Here is a 21,186-nt window from a genome sequence, read left to right as displayed (position 1 = left end):
TGCTTTTCGTTATAATTGCTCATCTTTTTACCACTTTGATGAGGCAGACTCTAAAAAAAACTCCCATTGACCATGCCTGAGGCAAAATGATTGATTTCCTGTGTGCTCAAGCAGGATTTTGCCTTCCTCAATGCTGTCGCCATAGCCCTTTATCATATTAAGCAAAATTCCGATTCCTATCTCTCTTTTTGCAATAAGTCTATTTGTTCGTTGTAGTGTTAATTACAATCAGCCCAAGACGGTTTGAAGCGCAGCCTTTCGGTATCTCATATAGTCGATCATCCGTCAGGGTATCTATATAGGCGAGAGTTTTATCTCTGAGCGTTTCGAGATAAGATGCAAGCGTCTCACGCGATAAAACCTTTTCGCTCGGTATGTCAAGCGAATTCAGATTCGGCTCGTGAAAATCCGGCTCTTTATCATATTCAAACGGGCTGATAAACCACTGGTCGCACGAATACAGCATATGATAAACGTGCTTCCAGATCGGTATATCACAGAGTATAAAATCGAGATTACATGTTTTCAGCATAATATCGGCGTTTATCAACATTATTTCCGTTTGACGGCGTATGTTTGCTACAAGTTCGTTCACCTTATTGTATCCTTCCATTCCTCACGCAGTATGGCGTAATGAGCTATATCGAGAAACTCTCCGTATACAGCTTTGTAAAGCTGTCGCTGCGTCCCTTCGTATGTCATTCCGCATTTCTGCGCGACACATCCTGAACCGGGATTTTTCACCGCGTGTGAAATGCTGATGCGGTTGAATCCTATTTCTCCAAACAGATAATCAATAACGGCTTTTACCGTTTCTGTCATAATTCCTTTGTTCCACCATTCATGCCCCATGCAATAACCGAGATCAGCAAATTCGCTTTGTTCTGAAATCCGGACAACGCTGATGTTTCCGATTACTTCCCCGTTCAGCTCCATAGCCCAGTTGTATGTATCCGGTTTGTCATATGCTTCTGTCCATACGGCAAGAAGCTTCTTTGTAAGCTCCGGCGTGTCATGCGGCGTCCATGTCAGAAAGCGTGTCACCCTCTCGTCGTTTGCCCAGTTGTCAAACATAGCCTGAGCGTCGGAAACAGTAAACCGGCGTAATATTAGCCGAGGCGTTTTAATTGTTTGTGTTCCTTTATGTTTTAACATTTTTAATCATCGCTCCACTCAAAAATATTTATATATCGCTGACCTTCGCAGTATAGCTCAGTCCATTCCGGAAGAAGTGCCGTTCTGACAAAGCGCAAGCCGAGTTTTTCACACACACGCCGTGAAGCGAAGTTGTTCACATCATTTGTTATAAGAAGCTTTGTCATACCGTGCGCTTTCGCCACAGGCAAAACGAGACGGCACGCCGCCGCGGCATAACCATTACCGCGATGCGGTTCATCAACAGCATATCCGATTTGTCCGCCGTAATATAATCCTTCGGTATAACCGATCCGTAGCCCCAATACTCCCACTCTCTGTCCGTTTTTACGGATTTCAAAAATATATGCCGGTACATATTTCTTTTCCGGTATGGATTCGCATTTGTTTGTACATACAAGCTCTATTGTTCCGTCTGAAAGCTTCGGTATATCGATAAAACCATCAAAATGACATGGCAGAGCGCAGTAATATTCGATTTCTTTTTTTGCTTCCCATTCCTCGTCGAGTATCGCATAATGATATTCGTCATACCATATCTGACTGTCGCAGACACGGCCATACCGGTTCTTAATAAAATGCGCTTCACGGCGCATTCCGATTTTCTCCATAACGCGATAAGAACTGTAATTTTCTGTATTGCAGGTCGCAAATACACGGTGAAGCTTTAATTCCTCGAAGCAATATTTCAACAGAGCGGTCGCGGCTTCCGGCATATAGCCTTGCTTCCAATAATCGCGGTGCAGAATCCAGCCGAGCATGGCGGTGTTAGGTTCTTTGCTTAGATAAATCCCGCAGCCTCCAATCACTTTATTTTCAGCTTTTATAACAATCGCAAAATCATATTCCGTCATCGGATCGCAAGCCCGCTTTTCTTCACATTCGGCAAGAAATTTGCGCGTTGCGTCTTCATCGTTAGGTCCCCAAACCATGAATTTAACGTTTTCGGGAACGGATGAATATGAAAATACCGCTTCATAGTCTCTGCTTGTGAACGGGCGCAGTAGCAATCTTTCTGTTTCAAGTGTTATCATGTTTTTTTATATATCCTCCATGCACGGTATGCCGGGAACGAACTCACCGGGCACGCCAAATTGCGCAAAAAACTCGACCATCTTTATACAAGCAAATTTCTCTGTTGAATAATGAGTTCCGGCTATTATGTTTATCTCACATTCCTTTGCGGCGCTGTGAGCCTCGACAGAGGGTGGATAAGCTTCAACCTTTCGTGCTATTCCGGTCAGATAAGTATTTATACCCATATCCCGCAGGAATGGATAAATGTTTGCATCGTTACCGCCGCCGGCAACAAGCGCTACCTTGTCACCGTTAATAGTAGCATCTCCGTATTGATAGAGCTTGACACTATGTCCTACAGCGTTTTCAAACCGCTTTTGTAGCTCACCGATTATTTTATATGAAGTTTTCCCAATCACACCGATTTTTACTTTATGATATTTGTAAAATTCGCCGGTCATTTCTATTCCCAGCGCAGCGGCGAAATTACAGGTGGTACTAAACTTTCCGTTAGCGTCAAGCGGTGCGTGTAAATTATAAATTGATATATTTCTCTCTTTAAATGTTTTCAGAGTTTTAAGCGGTATATCTGTAAACACAGGCATTCTGTTTATATCAAAGTCCATGGGGTGATGCAGGAACAACAGCACGTTTTTCCGGTTGTCGCTTATAATTTTGCCGATTACTTCAGCGGACGGAAACACCGCCGTGTAGACATAATCGATCTTATCTGAATTATCGGTTACAAGCCCCATATAACGCTGTTGGTATTGCTCGGTTATATAGCTACTCATTTGCATTTCGCTCCAATCATCATCGCAAATTGATAAGCGAAAATCCTGTTCTAAGTGATTATATAAATCTTTAGCTATCATAAATTTTTCCTCCTAGTTTCAAGTGTTAGCATTGTTTTTTCCTCCCCACATACATGAGATGTTCTGACCATGAGAGAAGCTCTTCATTTTCGCATACCTTAAGGCTGAAATCGACAAATGCATCGATTACATTCTGCGGCTGAGACATTATTTTGTCTTCGTTGAGTGTCATAATGCCTTCCTGTCCGAAAAGATGAAGCTTTTCGAGCGGAAACCGCTCCATAAACGGCAGTATTTCCTTCATCTGTATAAAATGAGCCAAGGTAAAGGCTTCGCCGGAATAGCTTCGTCTGTTAATAACTGTTTCACGGAAGTTGATTTCCATAGGAACCTCGGATATGATAATATCCTGAGCGCACTTTGTCATATAAATCAAACCGCCGTAAACGCTGATGAACGAAACGAATATAATTCCATTCGGCTTCAGAAGCTTAAGCGCGGAATTAACCGCTTTTATCCTGTCCTCTTCTTCAAGAAGATGATACATCGGTCCCATGAGCAGAATATAATCAAATTGTTTATTTACAAGACTGTCCGCTTCGCGTGCATCGCCGCATATGGTGTTTAGCTTAAGATTTAATTCATCGGCCTTGTTCTTCGCAAATTCGATGTTTTTGTCAGAAAGATCGAACAGGGTTACATTACATCCTTTTTGAGACAGATAAAGCGAATAACGTCCGGGGCCGCCGCCTATATCAAGTACGCTGTCACCGGAGTTAATGTATTTGCTGTCACCTGGTTTAATGTATTTATCTAAAAAGCGGCAAGTCAAAAGGAATTCCGGTCTTCCGGCAATTCTGTTCCATTCGGCTTCAACCGAACTGTTGTAGTATTCTTTTACTGTTTTGGCTGTATCCATTTTTTCATCTCCATTTTATAAAATCTGCCGCAGAACGGCAGGTATCATTATCTCCCATCGGTTTTCCTCCCGATATATAATCCGTGCATGCTGTGTCCTATTATTGACGGTTGTTCACAGCTTGCGAGATGGTATTGTAAATAATCATCAAAATCATCCTTGCTTGCAGAATTGAGTCTTTCTTTAAGCGGATATATAAGTCCATCCACGCCGGCATTTGTTATTTTTACGAGAGGAAATTGGTTCATAAGATTATCTGATTCGCCGAAATCCATAGCATAAAATATACCGTTTTTTCCTGTTTGATATGTTTGTCTTCGTTTTTCGATGTCTGAACCCTGATTAAAATGATTGATATATACCGCGTTTCGGTTTACATAAGCGGCGACGAAGCAACCGCCTCTTTTTAAAAGACGCAAGCACTCGGAAACACATTTTTGCCGATCGTCATATTTCATAATGTGATATAAAGCACCCATGCATAATACAATATCAAAGCTTTCGCTTTCAAAACGCGACATATCAAGTACATCAATTTGATATACCGCTTTAAGTAATCCGTTTTTATTATCTGAATGCAGAATATCAACATGCTTTTTCATAAGATCTCCGGCGGTTACTTCATACCCTTGTTTTGCTAATGTAAAAGAATAGATTCCGCCGCCTGCGCAGCAGTCGATAACGCTTCCGCTTCCAGGTAAATATTTCTTAAACAAATACATTGTAGTAATATATTCTAATGAGTGCATTTTGTCATTTATCAATCTGCTTTTTTCATCATGGCTGCTTTCATAATACGCGGTTAATTCATCATAATTCATTTTTTATCTCTCCATTCCATAAATCCCACCGTAAACGGCAGGAGTCTTTACTTAAATTTATTCAAACAAATGCTTCCGTCTGACTTTTTATATTGCTCACAAGTTCGTTGCTCATTTATTATCTCTCCATTCCATAAATCCCACCGTAAACGGCAGGTGATCGAATTTTCTCGTTCCGGTATGGACAAATCCGTTTGCCGTATACCAGTTCATAAGTCTTGTGTTTTCCTCGATAATACCTATTGTAATTTTTTGTCCGCCGAATGCGCGGACTTTTTCTTTTGCGTAATCGATAAGCATTTTACCGTATCCGTTCTGGCGGTATTCCGGCAGTACGGCAAGATTATGTAACTCATACGTACCATTCCCGGCATCTGAAATCCCAACAAAGCCAATAAACTCATCGCCGCTATGTACAGCGAACATCAATTCTCCGTTTGAAAATCGCTTTTGCAGTGTTTCAAGCTTCATGAAGCTTGTATGATTTGGGCAATTCTCGCGTGTAATATTAAATTCCACAGCAACAGTCGCGAAGCTTTTATGAATGACTGAAAGTACTTCGGGAAGATCATTATAATTTAGTTGCTTTATCATAATATCAGCCTCTCTTGTTTAAAATCCATATGCAATTACCGTTATACGGTGATTTTCGGTAGTCGTTATAAACATTGACTATATCAAAATTGCACAACTTAAACAAATACTCAATTTCCTGTTTATATGTTTGCCGCATTGCAAGCGGTCGAATGCGTGTATCAATAATATTTCCGTTATCATCCAGCGTTTCAAATTTCCAGTTACCGCTCATGATTTGTGTTTGGTAATTGTAAGTAATCGCATTGTATATCCGTTCTCTGTGACCGTCCTTATTTATATATTCAGAACGCAGAGTAAAATCATCAGGTGAGGTGTTCATTTGATTTGACTGTATTTTAGGGTGTGGTTGAAATGTGTTGAGCGTAAGTATACCATCATCGGTTAAATGATTATATATATTGCATAACGCTTGGCGTTGTTCTTCCGCTGAAAGCAAGTGCATAAAACCACTGCGAGCGATTATTGCCAGAGAAAACTTGCGGTCAAGCTTGAAATCTGTCATATTGGAGACAATCAAATTTGCCTGATAATTTCCCTCTTTAAGCTTATTTCTTGTTACCTCTATCACAGGAGCAGATAAATCAAGAGCTGTTACATCAAATCCCGATTTTATAAGCTTGTGCGTTATTTTATCAAGATATATCCGATAATCACTGTCATTATGCAGTCCGCCGCTGCCGTGAATTCTTATCTCTCCGTTATCGAAGAATTCTGTTCTGTAATCCATAACGGCATTTTCCATTTCCGGCGTCGGGAAAACCAATTTCAACTCGTCCATTTAATCAATCCTCATTTCCATTCTTCTCATTCGCTCGCTCATGCCGCAGCTTTCGTAGAACGCGATCGCATCGCGGTTGAAGCTGAATACTCCGAGATCAATATTATCACAGTGTGAATTGATCGCCTGCAATTTGCATTTTTCAAACAGCTTCTTTCCTATACCATGCCGTCTGTATGTGCTTAAAACGCATATGTCGCCGATATAAAACATATCGAAATCGCGGTATGTACTGTGTCCGCGGTATTTTATTATATATGCGAAAGCGTATCCCGCAATCTCTCCGCTCTCATTTTCGGCAATGAAAATAAAATGATTGGAATCATTGAGCATTTCTGAAAAAGCTTCGTCAGAATAATACCGCGCTTCCTGGCGGAACAGGTCAGGTCTGCCGTCAAAGTGTAGCTTTGCTATCTCCTCCTGAAGAAGATGAATCTTCAAATTGTCGCCGCTCTCGGCGTTTCGTATTGTGATATTCATGTTTTTATTCCTTTCTGAAAATATCAAGATAATATATCTGCAAGTTCGATGAAATCCTTAACGGTTTTCCCCTCATAAGGAACGTTTCTGCTGTTGAATAAGATTGTGTCCATACCAAGTGTTTGTGCTGCATCCAAATTAAATCTTCTGTCATCCACATATACACAATCAGATGCTGAAACTCCGAGCTTTTCAAGCGTTAGCGTAAATATTTTTACATCGGGCTTTTTAACTTTTACATCGCCGCTCACTGTTATGACATCAAAATAATTGTTGATTTTATACTTATCACGAAAATATCTACTCCATTCGCTTGAATCGTTTGATATTAATGCTAATTTGTACTTTTCCGTTATGGTTGAAGCAAAACCATAAAATGTTTCGTCAATTTCCACAGTATCCAAATATTCTTTTTCTATTTTACTGAGATCGTCTTGATATCCCAATAACTTAAATACTTCCAATGAGGATATTTCACCCAAGTCCGCTTTGTCCCAGTGCGCATATATATCAGAAACACTTAAATCGGGAAATGTTCGGTTGACATATGATATAAAACCATCGCCTGTATCTTTTAAAATAACACCATACATATCTAATATTATTGCTTTCATATTTAACTCCTTTAAATAAAAAAGCGGCGCAAGCCTTTGTTTTGGCTTGCACCGCGTAAATTCTTATCCTAAAAATATAACTATATTTCCCGATAAGGGTACGACAATGTAAGCCCGTCCGGATATGCATAATATCCAGTATCGTGCGCCATAGATGGGTTATTAGTGTATTTTCTAAACATACCCAACATTGCCGAAACACTCCTTGAGGAAATTTTTTCAAGTATAACACCTTGATAAGTCTTTGTCAAGATATTTTTTAAATATTTATATACAAAATTTATTGAAGTCTGAACTGATTATTGATATATTTATAAACGGGCGATGTATATCGCGCTTTATTAACTCGGAATTAATAATTACCGCTAAAAGAGAGAAAAGACTTTGATATATGAGCTTTCTCATATAAAACAGGGATTATTAAATTACCCACATTGATACCATAACCGGAGCTGATTTGTAATTGCTGTAATTACTTAAGGGGTATTAATATGGATAGTTTTGTTCCGAACAAAAATACCCTCATCCCGCCTTCGGGATAAAATATCATATTTGTTATAAATGAAATTTTTCCATCCATCCGTTTACCTGCAGAATGTATGCCGCCATCTGAGGCGCAGCCATGAGCTGCCCGAACCACGGCTTGCCGTATTCCACAGGCAGCGCCATAAAATCGCGCGCTTTTTTCTGATCGATAAACGCCATAACCGGTGCGTTTGGGTTTTCGAGAATCTGCGAAAAGCGTCCGTAAACAAGCTTATGAAAGTTTGGATTATAGGTTTTTGGATAAGGGCTCTTTTTGCGATGCAAAACCTCTTCGGGCAGCAAGTCGGCGCAGGCCTCGCGAAGGAGTGATTTTTCCACTCCGTTGACGCACTTCATATTCCACGGTACATTGTAGAGATATTCAATAATCCTGTGGTCTGCGAAAGGCACCCTTGCCTCAAGCCCGCAATACATACTCGCCCTGTCCATACGGTCAAGCAGAGTCTGCATAAACCATTTTATATTCAGATATGTTATTTCCCTGCGCCTTTTGTCTTCCGCTGTTTCATCGTATAAAGCGGGAACCTCCCTGAGCGTTTTACGGTATTTTTCTGATACATATTCATCAAGCTCGAGCGATTTTATAAAATCATCTGTTAACAACGCGGTTCTTGCCGAAATATCATATGACCATGGGAATCCGTCCGCATTCATCAGCTCTTTTCTGTAAAACCAGGGATATCCGCCGAATATCTCATCGGCGCATTCACCCGTCAACGCCACTTTGTTTTTTTCCTTTACAAGACCGCAAAAGTATATAAGAGATGCATCGATATCCGCCATACCCGGCATATCCTTCGCGTCGACAACCGTATGGAGCATATCCGCAAGCAGAGATTCGTCGCACTCCAGGCAGGTATGATTCAGATCATATGCAGCAACCATTTTATCCACGTACATTCGGTCCCGTTCTGGCTGAAAGCTGTTGGACTTAAAATAAACATCGTTACCGGAAAAGTCAAAGGAAAATGTGTTGAGCTTTCCCCCTCTCTTTTTCAGATAATTTGACGCAACACCCGTCACTATGCTCGAATCTACACCTCCGGATAAAAAGCTGCAGACCGGCACATCGGACACCATCTGTCGCTTGATCGCATCTCTGACTAAAAATGATACGGTTTCTACCGTTTGTTCATAGCTGTCAGAATGTTCTCGCGCAGTCAGCTCCCAATATTGCGATTGCTTAAATCCCTCTATTGTAAACACCGCAAAGCGTCCGGGCAATATTTCGTTTATTCCTTTGAACACACCGCATCCCGGCGTCCGTGCCGGCCCGATGCCGAAAACCTCACGAAAGCTGTCTATGTCAATTTCCGGTTTTACCTCGGGATGGCAGAATAACGCCTTTGGCTCAGAACCGAACACAAGAGTATTATTTCTGATTGCATAAAACAGCGGTTTTATCCCTGCTCTGTCGCGATATAAAATGAGCTTTTCTAAGCCGCTGTCCCATATCGCAAAAGCGAAGATACCGTTCAGGCGGCTCACAAAATCGCAGCCGTACTCGATATATAAGTATAAAATAACTTCCGTATCCGTAGTAGTTTGAAAATTATATCCGGCCTTTGTCAATGCGGGCTTTAGTTCATCAATATTATAAATTTCGCCGTTATATATAATAGCATACTCCGTACCGCAAATATTCCTTACAATCGGCTGCGCTCCGCCGGATATATCCCTGATTGACAGTCTTGTGTGACCAAGTCCTACATGACTTTTTAAATATTCTCCAGTCTGATCGCTGCCCCGATGGGCGACAGCTTTCCGCATTTTAATCAATATATCATTCCAAAGACCGTATTGATCGGTAAAATTTCTTTCGTAATTACAAAATCCTGCGATTCCACACATCTCTATGACCATGCCTTTCTGCCGAACCGCAAATTTTAGCGGTTTCAGCTTACCGGAATTGCGATTTAAACCTTAAAAATAATAACTTGCTCACCGAAATGAAAAAGGCGCCGCTCGGTAAAAAGCGAACGCCATTGTTCACCATACAGTATATGTGCAGGAACAAGATGATGACAATTCAATTTCGTGGTCATACTCCTGTAGGCTCACCAAAATTTGCCTCATCTATTGACTTAATGATTTAAAAATGCTATTGTAAAGCTGCTTAAAACAACCAGTTTTTGTCGAAAGCGATGCGCACCAAAGCTACCGAAAGCCTCTCAAACAGGTGTTTCCACAAATACGAGGTATTCGTAGATAAATTTTTCGGTCAGCAATATAGAAAGGAATAGTCTTAATATGAATAAAAACAATTATAACGAATATCTTGAGGATTTTACGCAGACTGGATTTATGCTTCACGAGCCGGTTATGCTTTATAAAATCGGAGATAAACAGCCATGCGGAAATATCAGATATAAACCTATATCCGGGGTTTCCGTTATGAATTCAGGTTTGAATATCAAATATACCGAAGGTAAAGATTATAAAATCGAAGACAATACGATTATTATGCTGCCGAATTCTAAAATGATGTATATAACGGATGAATTGTATCATGTAACAAAAAAAGAAGAAAATTTATCTTTCCAAAAAGCATGCGACGGAGTTAATCTTGTTTTATTTACTAATTCTCCTTATATAATCGAGCATCAGATTGCCGTTTCATATGAATTTGATAAAAGCGAATGCAAGATTGAATATGAAAAATTTGACGACACAAAGCTGAAAAATACATTATGTATTTTAAAAAATAAGAAGCCTCTTAAATATGTCTTGTACGGTGACAGCATAACCTGCGGATTCAATTCCAGCTTTTTTATGAATGTAGAGCCTTTTTTGCCTACATGGGGAGAGCTTATCAAATGGAAGCTGGAAGATCGGTATAATACATCAGTTAATATGATAAATTCCGCGGTCAACGGAATGGACAGCGGCTGGGGTGCGGCAAACGCAAAAAAGCTGATTGCCGAAAACAATCCGGATCTGACTGTTCTGGCCTTCGGGATGAATGACGGAACTCTAATGGTTAAACCTGAAAAATTCAAGGAAAATATCAAAAGCATTATTGATACGGTCGGGCAAGGCGATTTTATCCTCGTAGCTCCGATGCTTGCAAATCCTGACAGCGCATTCGTAGGTTATCAGGAAGCTTATTATGATGTATTAAAAGAATTGGTTGCGCCTAATATAAAAGTTATCGGTATGGCTAATATTCACAAAGAGCTTCTTATAAATAAAAAATATTGCGATTACACAGGCAATAATATCAATCATCCCAATGATTTTCTGGCTAGATGCTATGCAATCAATATTTTAAAATTGTTGATTGATACTGATACTTCGATCAAGCCTTGCTGAGCCTGTTCATTTTTGCATAAAGCAACTGAAATTGATATATTAGAATCGGATATTGCTGTTGCACAATCGATTTAAATGCAATGATTCGAAGAATCGTGTTTTTAGAGGTTGCATAATAAAAATCTAAGTTTAATAAAATATTTTAGTAAAAGAGGCGTTTTTACATGGAAATTCCGGATTATATATATTCAGGACTGTGGAAGGAAGGTCATGTTCAGGGAATTGCGGTGGACAAGAAAATTGAAAATATCTATTATTCTTTTACGAATATCCTGGTTAAAACAACGATCGACGGAAAAATTTTGGGAAGCGTAACAGGCATTTACGGTCATCTCGGATGTATCGCCTATAATAATAAAAACAATAAAGTTTATGCTTCGCTCGAATTTAAAAACGACGCAATCGGAGAGGCGATCCGAAGACGGCTTAACGTAGATGAAAAGCCGGAGGAGGGTTTTTATGTCGCCATTTTTGATGTCGAAAAAATAAACCGGCTCAATATGGATGCGTACGGCGACGGAGTAATGACTACGGTATATCTTAAGACCGTAACAGACGATTACTGTACCGAGGTTGAGAACATCAACAGGAAAATAAAGCATCGGTATGGCTGCAGCGGTATCGACGGAATCTCCTTCGGACCCGATTTCGGCGAAATACATGGAAAGCATTATTTATGCGTTGCATATGGAATATATGGAGATATTTCCCGGCAGGATAACGATTACCAGGTTATTGTTCAATATGACTGCGATGATTGGACGCAATATGAATCTTCACTCAGATTGAGTAAAATCGGTCCCGTTGAACCCAGAAATAAATATTTTGTATATACCGGCAATACAACCTATGGCATTCAGAATCTTGAATACGATCCATTTACAAATAAATGGCTTGCCGCCGTATACAGAGGAAGCAAACCACAATTTCAAAATCGGTCGCTTTATACCATCAATGGCTTAATCAAACCGAGATTGGAAATATTAAAAGGCAGCAACGGCGAAAGAGGTCTTGTCCTTACTCTATCCGAAGAGGGCCTTTTTGATAAAGCAACCGGTATTTATGGGTGGGAAAGCAAATATGGCACGACAGGGTTGGTATCTCTGGGAGACGGCAGATTTTATATATCGCATGAAGGCAGCAAGGAAAACGCATTTTATTCCGAAGTATATATGTATAAATGGACGGGACAGTCTCCGTGTCCTTTTCAAAGAGCGGAATGAGCAAGCAATCTTCACAGCTTCACCGATTTGCCGTGAGCTATTACATTATTGAAACAGCAATAAAATAATTCTTGTCTTATAAGAAAAAACTATATACCAGAGTCTTTTCTCTCTTTGAACTGAATAATACCGTTTTTAATCGGCATAGATTTTGGCAATAGAAAAACCAGCTAAACCCTCTAAAATCATTGATTTCAGAGTTCAATATCCATTGATTGCATATCTATAATTGGTCGGGGATCGACCAATTCAAATTAATCATTGTTTTTATCATTTCCTTACTGTCCTATGTTTTTTATGATTGTCCGGCAGATATTATTTAATTGCAGTATTAACAAACATAGAAAATGCCCCGCCGAAGCGGGGCTTGATTTATATACTTATTCCCTTGTTTTTGCAACCCATTCTGCCCAGCGCGGATCAGCCTGCATTTCTGCCTTCACTTTGCTGCAATCCGGTACGCACCACCAGGGCCAATCCTCAGATAAACCAGATGCAATATGCAAATCTGAATATCCTTTCGGATTGATTTTTACTTTACGGAGCAACGGCGCAGATAATGTCATTTCTGTTTGACCGCTGAAACCCTCATATGCTTTGGCACATTCCAATGCTTTGTCCAAAGCAGCGAATGCATCATCATGATTTCCATCAAGCCAGAGGTGTTCAGACATATACAGATACAGACGAGTCAAACTGCCATTATATAGCCCATAATTTTTATCCGTGTAGACCAGATCATATATGGCAGCTGCATTTTGAAGGATCTGCACTGCTGTGTTTTCATTCATATTGGATTTGTTTACCATGACACCAGAAATCATTAGACTGGAACATGTTTCTACGAGCTTTAGAAGAGTATCGCCAAGTATCTCTGAGCGTTTACTGCCATCACAGCTATTGAAACGCAGCAGCTCACGGCAATCGTTAAAACTTGGAGCATTGTCGGCAATTGTCATAGCTTTTTCATAACAACCAGTATTAACATACAGCTGAACCAGTTCTCGCACTGCCTGATGACGAAGGTCGCCTTCACCTAAAGAAGACAACAGCTTTTCATAGAGCTTGATCGCTTCCTGCCACTCTGTATAAGTTTTGTGCCGTTCCACGTCGTATACATCATAGCCTTCCGTATCAGTTAAATGATGTTCACCGTAACGGACATATCCTGTATTGTAAAGCACAGATGCCAGACACAGCATAATCCGTTCGTTGCCGGGAAATTCAACCATTGCTTCCCGGGCAAGCTGCAGACATCTGTCAATACAAACATCAACACCGTTGTTTTCTTTGTTCATTGTCTGTATCTCATTGACAAGAGCATCAATTTTCTTGGTACGTTCACACTCATACCCGAACAGTTCATCAATAGTAATACCGAAATAGTTCGCAATTGATGGAATGATCTCCATATCGGGATAACTTCCGCCAGCCTCCCAGCGTGAAACAGCCTGACTCGTCACACCAAGCGCGTCCGCCAGTGTTTCCTGCGTCCTGCCGTCACGACGGCGTAGCTCACGTATTTTCTGACCTATTGTAATTTGCATAATTATTACCTCCATTAGCCGCTTAGCGGCGTTGTTATCACCGGTGTGATTATATGATAACATGAGTATGGATAGAAAACAATTATCAAATAGTTGTTTAAAATACAACTATCAATTGTATTTGGCTTTACACATTCGACATATTATCATTGTGAAATACATTTTCACCGCTTCAACAATATGCTTATAAACTTTATAGCCATAAAAGAGCCGCGGCTAAATTTTCGTTTTGCCGCAGCTCTTTATTTCAGGTATAATCCGTATTATAATGCTTTTTTACCTTTACTGATCGCATTTATTTCAACATGCCCGTCTTTTGCATGACATGTCATCGTTCTGCCGTAATTCTCGCCTACATCATGAGCTACAATTTTAATGCCAAGCTTATTCAGTTCGTCAATTACCGCTTTTATATTTTTGTCGCCGATACGGTTGCTGTTTGCAAACATCTGGGCGCCCCCCGCAATCTTCGCATGCAATCTATATTGATTTGCTCCCTTTGCTTTCATTTGTCTGACCAGTTCTTTGATCGCGGTATCGGCAAATTTATAAATATTGCTGTCGTTGGGACATATTCCGCTGTCTGATAATAAGATATGTGACAGACCTATTATTTTTGCGGTACTGTCATAAAGACATGTCCCGACACAGGAACCGAGCGCGTATGTAATAAGCATGTCATCGCCAGAAGCAATTTTCATATCCGATATACCGACAACAATAAGATTTCCCATTAAATAATTCCTAAGCTTGATAAAATAATGTCCAACGAATCGGCTTCAGGTATCATGATCAAATGACTTGTGATCTGCTCTGTACCGATAAAATCTTCACGGATAATAAGAACCTTGTCGCCTGTCATTCCGAAAATTGACGCAGGAACGCTCATAATGGCTCCCGCCATATCAGCACAAATATCAGGTGGCGAAATTACTATTTTCAGTCCGGTAAGCTGAGCCAGCGCATTTAAATATGCGCTGCCCAATATATTTCCCACTTCCATAAAAACGGACTTGTCCATTTCGCTTAAATTATTCAGCCCGTCTATATCCGTGCCCAACAACGTTCGAATCACGGTATTTAAGAATTTCTCTTCATACACAAGCATGATAAGGCCTTTGACGTCACCGGACATTGACATAAGTATTCCGACGACCCCATTTTCAGGCCCTCCGAGCGTATCGGCTATATCTTTAATATCAACAATATTCAGAATAGGCACAGACATTGATACTCTGTTTGACAATAATGTCGCCAACGCCGTGGCGGCGTTCCCCGCTCCGATATTTCCGATTTCCTGCAATACATCCAGCTGCTCACTGTTAAGATTATTAATATTTACTTTTTTCATACACATTCCTTATCGAATTATATCAGTTGATATTGCTTTCGCGATTAAATCCTGTCAGAACCATGCGGAAGGTTTATTCGAATTTAATGTATTTCAAGTTTTCCCGCCTATTATATATAATTCGACAATATTTGCAGTTTTTTAATATAAGCCTCGTCTTCTTTTCAAAAATCAGTCCGAACGATTATTAACTCGGTAATTAAATAATTACCGCTAAAAGAGAGAAAAGCTTTGGTATATGGGCTTTTCTCTCTTTTAAGACAAGGATTATTTAATTGCAGTTTAATAATGATGGAATATTATATCAATTGTCAGCCATTGCTCATATTTACATCTCATTTCGTTTGATTGCAAAACCGCCATGCCATTTTCCCAGCTTTTACATAAGCGGTATGATTTTCACTCAGCTTAACCTTTTTTTCAAGATTGAAATTATACTCGGTTGACCAGAGAATATAATTATCCTTCAAGCCATACCGCTCATCCGAAATAAAGTCTATCATGAAATCAAAAATATAAAAAAATCCCGACGGAATACGAAAATCACAAACATTATTGAAGAGCATTTCAACAACGGGCGTTTTCTCCATGCTTGTGATAAGAATCATAACAGACAGCAACGAATCCAAGCCGAACGATGTTGTTGTGCAGTCAGAAACAACGTCATTTTTGTAATTGACTGCAATAATATATCCGTCATGAAGATTGTTGCATTCCCGTTGAAAATGTACTATGTCTTACGGAGTATTAATATCGTGAATTTCACTCATGTAATTTTACCTCAATGAATTATATAATTTAACGATTCATTACTAAATTCCTGACATCTTCTTCGCTGTCATATCGGGCTTCGTCACAGATTTCGCTTGTCATCAATCCATATTTGTTAATTATTTTAACGGCATTTCTGCGGCAAGCCGCGCAAAGCGTTGTTTCATAGATATAGTAAATAAGCTCCGCAGGCGCAATGTCAGGTTTATGCTTCCACATGCCAAGCACAGCAAAATCCGCTTTATGCCATATGTCGCTGTTCGATCGTTCCACGGGAATGCCTTTAATGTATTTCACAAACGAATCATGATCGGAAAGCTCATAGATCTGCGCTCGCAGACCTACCATAATACTGTCGGGATATCCCTTTGCAACAAGCTTCCGTGCATACTCACGAATATCCGGCTTATCGTTGAATATGTTGCCGAGTTTTTCCAGAATACGCGTTTCAAGCAGATACTCAGGACAATCTGGATTTTTAAGTGCATATTCATATTTACACGCTTCCTCTATGAGCTTATCTGACGAAATTGCCATAAATGGAAGGATAGAATACAGTACTGTTTTACGTTCAACATCATTCTCCTGATATGCCAGCTTAGAAAGTTCAATAATCTGTTTACTTTCAATCGGATCCTTCAGGTATTTTTTCATACTGTAATTTACAGGTTTTCTCTCACGGATGTATGTTATAAGACGGTTGACGTTCTCAAAGGTCGTCATTTCAGATGTCCATCTGATCCTAAGATGCTTTATCCTTTCTTTTTCGGCCTTCCAAGCAGATTTGAATCTGATAACATCGCGATTATCCCAAGTCAGCACCGAATCAAAGGCGGTATCACCTATGTATATTCGGACTTCATCAATCCACATATAAAAATCAGTTATTTGGAAAATGCCATCTTTTAAAAGAAGATTACCGATATCACAAAACAATCTGTAAGGCGTTATACATCCGGAATATATTGCCTCAACCGCAGTGTAACCGTATTTATCGCGTCCATAATCGTATGAATCAGAGTTTTGTGTGCGACCTGCCATTATGTTATACTCTTTATCATAGATTTGCATAATTACATCTGCTGCATCAGAATAACCATTTTGAGAAAAAATTGTAAGCATTTTCAGATAATGCGTGCAGCCGTATTCGCTTTCTGATATTTCTTTATATCTGCTGATGATTGCTGCAACAATTAAATCGACATCGTCGAAGCACTTGATCAGCTCATAGACATACCAAGCCTGGTCATCGCTGCATTGCCAGTCGTACCGCAAATCGTTAATTGCGGCGAATATAACCATATCTCTGAAAGGGGATTTGTCCGCCTCTTTTTTAAGCAATAATATACCGTTTCCTCTTCCCTGTCTTACTAACAACTCAAATTCTGATTTTAACATATGATTTCCTTTCTACGGTATTACAGCACATCCGACTACTCCGACATAACCTCTTTTACGGAAATTTTCTTTATTCTTGCAGAATAGATATACATTATAGCTTCATAAATAAAAACAAACGAGATAAGAACGATTATAAAAGCTTTAACATCGAAGCAGTATTCCGGAATTGACTCCATGGTCGTAGAAAAAACGCCAACCATTATTTTTAATAAAACGTATTGATATACAGTCCCTATGGCAAATCCGATATAGGCGATCGGTCGGTATCCATTGAGAATTGCATCGCTGCACTCGCGAAATGAATAGCCAAACACCTTCATAATAGATATTTGTTTCGTATTTGCGTTTATAACGGTAGTAACGGCTAAAAACAAGGTAGTAAATGCTAAAATAAATCCGATAATGACAATGATAGCCGCCATCATAGGGCTTGCTAAATCTTTCATACTCATAGACATTTGAGTCATCGCCGAATAGCAAAATGAAGCAAATGCGATAAAAAATATGAGTATAAATCGATTTCTTACTGTGCTTTTCTTTAATTCCTGTAAAAATGTTATTTCCGTTTCATGTTGTTTGCGGCTTTTTTTCTTTTTCATGGCGGATTCGCTTTTCCCTTTTAACAACTCCAGCGCAGAACATTTTAATCTAAAGTAACTGTAACCCACAGCAAGAAGACCGAACACCAATGTGGGTAAAATCACCAGGTACAAAAACAATATGAAGTTAAAATGCATTGGTATTTCCGGTAGTATTTTGTCTTCATTCATAACCTCATAGAATTTTGGCAGTAAAGCAAATGCCGAACATAATCCCAAAGTTGTTCCTGTAAAAACACTCAAGCTGAACACAGCGAAATTTTTTGCTATTTTAAATTTCGAGTATCCCAATGCCTTGAGTATCCCTAAATCTTTTTTATGTATATCAATATAGTGTTTGATATAGAAGCACAGCATAACAACAGATGTTAACAACAAGCATAAACCGCTGACAGCGCATGACACTTTTCCGTTTAACACCTGAGCATCATAAAATGCCATTATTTTGTCACTGTCAATAAGATCCTTTATTTTTACTATATCGATATTGTAATTCATAAACAGAGTGGAAACAAAAACTGCGCAGCAAGTAATAATAGTAACTCCTATTAATTTGACAGCATCTTTCAATCGAATTATCATGCGGTCACCACCCTATCACATAAGCGCTTTTTTGCTCTCGATTCGAATATGATTCAACCACTTTTCCGCTATTCATTTTAATAACTGTATTTGCCATATCAGCAATATTCGTGTTGTGCGTTACCATGATAATTGTAAAATGTAGTTTTTTATGAAGTTTAAATATGTAATCCAAAATCAATCTGCCAGTTTCTTCATCCAATGCGCCTGTAGGCTCATCCAAGAATAATACCTTTGGCTTTTTTGCCAATGCTCTGGCGACGGAGACTCTCTGTTGCTCTCCGCCACTAAGCTCGCTTGGAAATTTATCTGTTTTATCATTTAAGCCAACCGCTTCTATAATCTGCTTATATTCTCTGTTTCCGACTAAATCGGCTCCCATTTTTACATTCTTATCTACATTCAGATTAGGCAACAGATAATATTGCTGAAACACAAAACCAATATTATTTTTTCTGAATAATGTCAGATCGTTGTCATTTAGAGTTGTTATATCTACACTGTCATAAAATATTGTTCCGTTGTTCGGACGTTCAAGACCTGAAACTATATTTAACAGAGTTGATTTCCCTGAGCCGGACGGACCTAATATAACGGTGAAATCTCCGTCATTGATTTTTAGCGATATACCTTTTAATGCCGTAAAGGAGCTTTCTTCATTCCCGTATTCTTTTATTATATTATTTATTTCAATCATCGTTCTCCACCTCGGATTCTTCTTTCATTTTTCTTAATATCGATACAAATACTTCCGTCAACATCTCACTGACTTGCTTATCAGTAAAACGACAAACTCCTGTAGCATACAATGTAGCGATACCGTGAGTAAACAGCCATAGATACTGATACAGCTTGTAGGATTTTTCTTTACTCATTCCGTATTTCTGAACAGATTCTAAAATGCGGTTGCTGTTTTCGTCAATAGCCGGCAGGATATCCGACAATTCCGTTGATATACCATTCTTCTCTGTCATAAACAGCAGCTGAAATAATTTCGGCTCATCTTTAGAAAAATGTACATACGCAGTCCCGACGCCTTTAAAAGCCGGTTCTTCTTCAAGTCCTTTTTGAACATATCCGCTATATATCGCTTTAGCTGCTTTTATGGTTTCTTGATGCACTTCTTCCATATTTTTAAATATTGTAAAAATCGGTCTGGCAGAACTTTTTAATTCTGCACCCAAACCCCTGGCTGTGAGTCCTGTTAAACCCTCACGCCTTGTTATATTTAAGGAAGCTGCAATAATTTCTTCTCTCGAAAATTTCTGTTTTGGCGGCATACTTTTGTCTCCTTCCATTATTAAAACAGCATTTAAATAAGTCGTGTTTTATAAAAGAGATAAGCCCATATAACATAGTCTTTTCCCTCTTTGAGCGGTAATTATTTAAATGCCCGAGTTAATAAAAACAGTTGTTTTGAAACATCTGTTTTTATTATACTCATTTATCATATATTTGTCAATATTATTTCTGGTTAATTTTTTAATAACAGATAAACAGTATATATTCCCATATTTATAACACTTTGTTTGGCTTTCTGCCGGTAAAAAATAATGTTGCTTGCAAGCATCAACGCTTGCAAGCAACATTGTTCAGTGAGTATTATATATTTATATTTCCTTCTGCATATCGGACCACACTCTTACGATTTTGAAGCCCGCTGATTCGTAAATGTTACGTGCCGGATTTGTTTCGCCTGTGAAAAGCGACATGAATCCGGCTCCTTTTTCTTTCAGGCTTTCACACAGTACATTGAACAGCACTTTCCCTATGCCGTGATGTCTGTACGCGCTGTGAACCCCGATACCTTCAAAATATCCTCTCATGGAGCTTTGTACTGATAAGGGCCCGGCATACCCGCATATTCTTCCTCCGTCCGAAACGACTATAACAGGCTTTCCGTCTTCTATACCATCAAGCACCGCCTTTCGCCATACGTCATTTTTCAGATCGTCAAAGAGCTCATTCAGATCATAATGAAGATTTTTATCATAATATTCAAAAATAATGTTGTTTTTCATAAGTTCTTCGCGTTTTAAGGCGATGTCCGGAGGTACGGTGAAGCCTTTGAGCGGACGGTAATATGAATTCTGATATGCGATATCACGATAGCCGCAGTTCTTCAGAAAAATATAACCACCGCAGGATATGTCGACTCCCGGCGAATTAGGGTGATCGTCCGATTTTGTTTCTGGTATTATCCATTCAAGCTTTGCGGGATTGAAAAATATCACTTCATATTTTTTGACTCTGCCGTCGGATATTTCAAAAAGCTTTTGCTCCAGCGCCTGAAGTAGCAACGATCCTATTTTTTGACCGCGGTATTTTTTATCGACTAGTATATAGCTGATATACGCTTTGCCTGAGGCTTTATCATAGACGCCGGCCGAAAAGCCCGCAAAGCTGCTTTCATATATGGCGGCAAAGGAGATTTTTATTATTTCCGCTTCACTGCAGGTAAATTTATCAGCAAAGGTCGATCTGTCCATCTGCTTATAAACGCTTTTCTCCCGGCAATGTCTGTTCCATAAATCCAGCGCTGGTTCTATGTAATTTATCAAATCCGCTGTTTCCATTTCCATTTCAAGCACCATACTTTCAAAAGCTTAGTTTCGTTTTACTAATATCATTATAAATCAAAGATCAAGCATTGTCAAT

22 protein-coding genes are annotated in these 21,186 nt (G+C 39.3%); 2 read left to right on the top strand and 20 right to left on the bottom strand.

From position 1 onward, the window contains the following. Positions 1 to 199 precede the first annotated feature (199 nt). The 11 genes from VB118_02085 to asnB all read right to left on the bottom strand — a co-directional run bounded on the left by VB118_02085 (position 200) and on the right by asnB (position 9,593). Positions 200 to 595: a hypothetical protein gene (locus VB118_02085; protein MEA4831391.1), complete on the bottom strand. Its 396-nt coding sequence runs from the start codon at positions 593 to 595 to the stop codon at positions 200 to 202. After that, complete coding sequence (locus VB118_02080; GenBank protein MEA4831390.1) at positions 592 to 1,155, bottom strand: GNAT family N-acetyltransferase; 564 nt, start codon at positions 1,153 to 1,155, stop codon at positions 592 to 594. Before VB118_02080 ends, VB118_02085 begins: the two co-directional genes overlap by 4 nt. 2 nt (positions 1,156 to 1,157) lie before the next feature. After that, on the bottom strand, positions 1,158 to 2,189 hold the full coding sequence (locus tag VB118_02075; protein ID MEA4831389.1) for a GNAT family N-acetyltransferase: 1,032 nt from the start codon (positions 2,187 to 2,189) through the stop codon (positions 1,158 to 1,160). Between the two features lie 6 nt (positions 2,190 to 2,195). Continuing rightward, complete coding sequence (locus VB118_02070) at positions 2,196 to 3,047, bottom strand: Nif3-like dinuclear metal center hexameric protein (GenBank protein MEA4831388.1); 852 nt, start codon at positions 3,045 to 3,047, stop codon at positions 2,196 to 2,198. A gap of 25 nt (positions 3,048 to 3,072) precedes the next feature. After that, positions 3,073 to 3,906: a class I SAM-dependent methyltransferase gene (locus VB118_02065; protein ID MEA4831387.1), complete on the bottom strand. Its 834-nt coding sequence runs from the start codon at positions 3,904 to 3,906 to the stop codon at positions 3,073 to 3,075. 47 nt (positions 3,907 to 3,953) lie between these two features. Beyond that, positions 3,954 to 4,727 carry a methyltransferase domain-containing protein gene (locus VB118_02060; protein MEA4831386.1) on the bottom strand — a complete coding sequence of 258 codons (774 nt, stop codon included), beginning with the start codon at positions 4,725 to 4,727 and terminating at the stop codon, positions 3,954 to 3,956. A 111-nt stretch (positions 4,728 to 4,838) separates the two neighbouring features. Next, on the bottom strand, positions 4,839 to 5,321 hold the full coding sequence (locus VB118_02055; GenBank protein MEA4831385.1) for a GNAT family N-acetyltransferase: 483 nt from the start codon (positions 5,319 to 5,321) through the stop codon (positions 4,839 to 4,841). A gap of 4 nt (positions 5,322 to 5,325) precedes the next feature. Further along, the gene (locus tag VB118_02050) at positions 5,326 to 6,102 is read right to left on the bottom strand and encodes a methyltransferase domain-containing protein (protein MEA4831384.1); all 777 of its coding nucleotides are present in this window, start codon (positions 6,100 to 6,102) and stop codon (positions 5,326 to 5,328) included. Beyond that, positions 6,103 to 6,582, bottom strand: a complete 480-nt coding sequence (locus tag VB118_02045) for a GNAT family N-acetyltransferase (protein MEA4831383.1) — start codon at positions 6,580 to 6,582, stop codon at positions 6,103 to 6,105. It lies immediately after the preceding gene. Between the two features lie 23 nt (positions 6,583 to 6,605). Then, on the bottom strand, positions 6,606 to 7,196 hold the full coding sequence (locus VB118_02040; protein ID MEA4831382.1) for an HAD-IA family hydrolase: 591 nt from the start codon (positions 7,194 to 7,196) through the stop codon (positions 6,606 to 6,608). Positions 7,197 to 7,751: 555 nt separating this feature from the next. Next, positions 7,752 to 9,593, bottom strand: a complete 1,842-nt coding sequence (gene asnB / locus VB118_02035) for an asparagine synthase (glutamine-hydrolyzing) (protein ID MEA4831381.1) — start codon at positions 9,591 to 9,593, stop codon at positions 7,752 to 7,754. A gap of 399 nt (positions 9,594 to 9,992) precedes the next feature. Between asnB and VB118_02030 the strand changes: the two genes are divergently transcribed. Together VB118_02030 and VB118_02025 are read left to right on the top strand one after the other, a co-directional pair. After that, complete coding sequence (locus tag VB118_02030) at positions 9,993 to 11,054, top strand: SGNH/GDSL hydrolase family protein (protein MEA4831380.1); 1,062 nt, start codon at positions 9,993 to 9,995, stop codon at positions 11,052 to 11,054. Positions 11,055 to 11,218: 164 nt separating this feature from the next. After that, positions 11,219 to 12,277 (top strand): hypothetical protein, encoded by a 1,059-nt coding sequence (locus VB118_02025; protein MEA4831379.1) that lies wholly within the window; start codon positions 11,219 to 11,221, stop codon positions 12,275 to 12,277. A 380-nt stretch (positions 12,278 to 12,657) separates the two neighbouring features. On the opposite strand, the gene VB118_02020 is transcribed toward VB118_02025, so the two are convergent. From VB118_02020 to VB118_01980, 9 genes are all read right to left on the bottom strand, one after another. Then, entirely contained in the window at positions 12,658 to 13,824 is a 1,167-nt protein-coding gene (locus VB118_02020; GenBank protein MEA4831378.1) for a helix-turn-helix transcriptional regulator, read from the bottom strand. 263 nt (positions 13,825 to 14,087) lie between these two features. Beyond that, positions 14,088 to 14,558, bottom strand: coding sequence for a chemotaxis protein CheD (locus tag VB118_02015; protein MEA4831377.1), 471 nt, complete (start codon positions 14,556 to 14,558; stop codon positions 14,088 to 14,090). Continuing rightward, the gene (locus VB118_02010; GenBank protein MEA4831376.1) at positions 14,558 to 15,175 is read right to left on the bottom strand and encodes a chemotaxis protein CheC; all 618 of its coding nucleotides are present in this window, start codon (positions 15,173 to 15,175) and stop codon (positions 14,558 to 14,560) included. The genes VB118_02015 and VB118_02010 overlap by 1 nt, the downstream gene beginning before the upstream one ends. 335 nt (positions 15,176 to 15,510) lie before the next feature. Further along, entirely contained in the window at positions 15,511 to 15,783 is a 273-nt protein-coding gene (locus tag VB118_02005; GenBank protein MEA4831375.1) for a hypothetical protein, read from the bottom strand. A 190-nt stretch (positions 15,784 to 15,973) separates the two neighbouring features. Beyond that, positions 15,974 to 17,344, bottom strand: a complete 1,371-nt coding sequence (locus VB118_02000) for a hypothetical protein (protein MEA4831374.1) — start codon at positions 17,342 to 17,344, stop codon at positions 15,974 to 15,976. Between the two features lie 35 nt (positions 17,345 to 17,379). Then, on the bottom strand, positions 17,380 to 18,528 hold the full coding sequence (locus tag VB118_01995) for an FtsX-like permease family protein (protein MEA4831373.1): 1,149 nt from the start codon (positions 18,526 to 18,528) through the stop codon (positions 17,380 to 17,382). A gap of 4 nt (positions 18,529 to 18,532) precedes the next feature. Beyond that, positions 18,533 to 19,225 (bottom strand): ABC transporter ATP-binding protein, encoded by a 693-nt coding sequence (locus tag VB118_01990; protein MEA4831372.1) that lies wholly within the window; start codon positions 19,223 to 19,225, stop codon positions 18,533 to 18,535. Then, the gene (locus VB118_01985) at positions 19,218 to 19,808 is read right to left on the bottom strand and encodes a WHG domain-containing protein (protein ID MEA4831371.1); all 591 of its coding nucleotides are present in this window, start codon (positions 19,806 to 19,808) and stop codon (positions 19,218 to 19,220) included. Before VB118_01985 ends, VB118_01990 begins: the two co-directional genes overlap by 8 nt. Positions 19,809 to 20,138: 330 nt before the next feature. Further along, complete coding sequence (locus VB118_01980; GenBank protein MEA4831370.1) at positions 20,139 to 21,110, bottom strand: GNAT family N-acetyltransferase; 972 nt, start codon at positions 21,108 to 21,110, stop codon at positions 20,139 to 20,141. Between the last annotated feature and the right edge of the window lie 76 nt (positions 21,111 to 21,186).

This window comes from Oscillospiraceae bacterium, assembly GCA_034925865.1.
Taxonomy (GTDB): Bacteria; Bacillota; Clostridia; order Oscillospirales; family SIG627; genus SIG704.
Note: the sequence above shows the minus strand (reverse complement) of the source record. Positions and strands in the feature narration are given on the sequence as shown.

What these genes read in the sequence shown, in the direction of transcription:
- VB118_01980 (MEA4831370.1), bottom strand. Translation starts at nt 21,110, where the DNA reads ATGGAAATGGAAACAGCGGATTTGATAAATTACATAGAACCAGCGCTG.
- VB118_02010 (MEA4831376.1), bottom strand. Translation starts at nt 15,175, where the DNA reads ATGAAAAAAGTAAATATTAATAATCTTAACAGTGAGCAGCTGGATGTA.
- VB118_02060 (MEA4831386.1), bottom strand. Translation starts at nt 4,727, where the DNA reads ATGAATTATGATGAATTAACCGCGTATTATGAAAGCAGCCATGATGAA.
- VB118_02065 (MEA4831387.1), bottom strand. Translation starts at nt 3,906, where the DNA reads ATGGATACAGCCAAAACAGTAAAAGAATACTACAACAGTTCGGTTGAA.
- VB118_02075 (MEA4831389.1), bottom strand. Translation starts at nt 2,189, where the DNA reads ATGATAACACTTGAAACAGAAAGATTGCTACTGCGCCCGTTCACAAGC.
- VB118_02025 (MEA4831379.1), top strand. Translation starts at nt 11,219, where the DNA reads ATGGAAATTCCGGATTATATATATTCAGGACTGTGGAAGGAAGGTCAT.
- VB118_02005 (MEA4831375.1), bottom strand. Translation starts at nt 15,783, where the DNA reads ATGATTCTTATCACAAGCATGGAGAAAACGCCCGTTGTTGAAATGCTC.
- VB118_02080 (MEA4831390.1), bottom strand. Translation starts at nt 1,155, where the DNA reads ATGTTAAAACATAAAGGAACACAAACAATTAAAACGCCTCGGCTAATA.
- VB118_02030 (MEA4831380.1), top strand. Translation starts at nt 9,993, where the DNA reads ATGAATAAAAACAATTATAACGAATATCTTGAGGATTTTACGCAGACT.
- VB118_02000 (MEA4831374.1), bottom strand. Translation starts at nt 17,344, where the DNA reads ATGTTAAAATCAGAATTTGAGTTGTTAGTAAGACAGGGAAGAGGAAAC.
- VB118_02040 (MEA4831382.1), bottom strand. Translation starts at nt 7,196, where the DNA reads ATGAAAGCAATAATATTAGATATGTATGGTGTTATTTTAAAAGATACA.
- VB118_02050 (MEA4831384.1), bottom strand. Translation starts at nt 6,102, where the DNA reads ATGGACGAGTTGAAATTGGTTTTCCCGACGCCGGAAATGGAAAATGCC.
- VB118_02055 (MEA4831385.1), bottom strand. Translation starts at nt 5,321, where the DNA reads ATGATAAAGCAACTAAATTATAATGATCTTCCCGAAGTACTTTCAGTC.
- asnB (MEA4831381.1), bottom strand. Translation starts at nt 9,593, where the DNA reads ATGTGTGGAATCGCAGGATTTTGTAATTACGAAAGAAATTTTACCGAT.
- VB118_01990 (MEA4831372.1), bottom strand. Translation starts at nt 19,225, where the DNA reads ATGATTGAAATAAATAATATAATAAAAGAATACGGGAATGAAGAAAGC.
- VB118_02020 (MEA4831378.1), bottom strand. Translation starts at nt 13,824, where the DNA reads ATGCAAATTACAATAGGTCAGAAAATACGTGAGCTACGCCGTCGTGAC.
- VB118_02070 (MEA4831388.1), bottom strand. Translation starts at nt 3,047, where the DNA reads ATGATAGCTAAAGATTTATATAATCACTTAGAACAGGATTTTCGCTTA.
- VB118_01995 (MEA4831373.1), bottom strand. Translation starts at nt 18,528, where the DNA reads ATGATAATTCGATTGAAAGATGCTGTCAAATTAATAGGAGTTACTATT.
- VB118_02015 (MEA4831377.1), bottom strand. Translation starts at nt 14,558, where the DNA reads ATGGGAAATCTTATTGTTGTCGGTATATCGGATATGAAAATTGCTTCT.
- VB118_01985 (MEA4831371.1), bottom strand. Translation starts at nt 19,808, where the DNA reads ATGCCGCCAAAACAGAAATTTTCGAGAGAAGAAATTATTGCAGCTTCC.
- VB118_02045 (MEA4831383.1), bottom strand. Translation starts at nt 6,582, where the DNA reads ATGAATATCACAATACGAAACGCCGAGAGCGGCGACAATTTGAAGATT.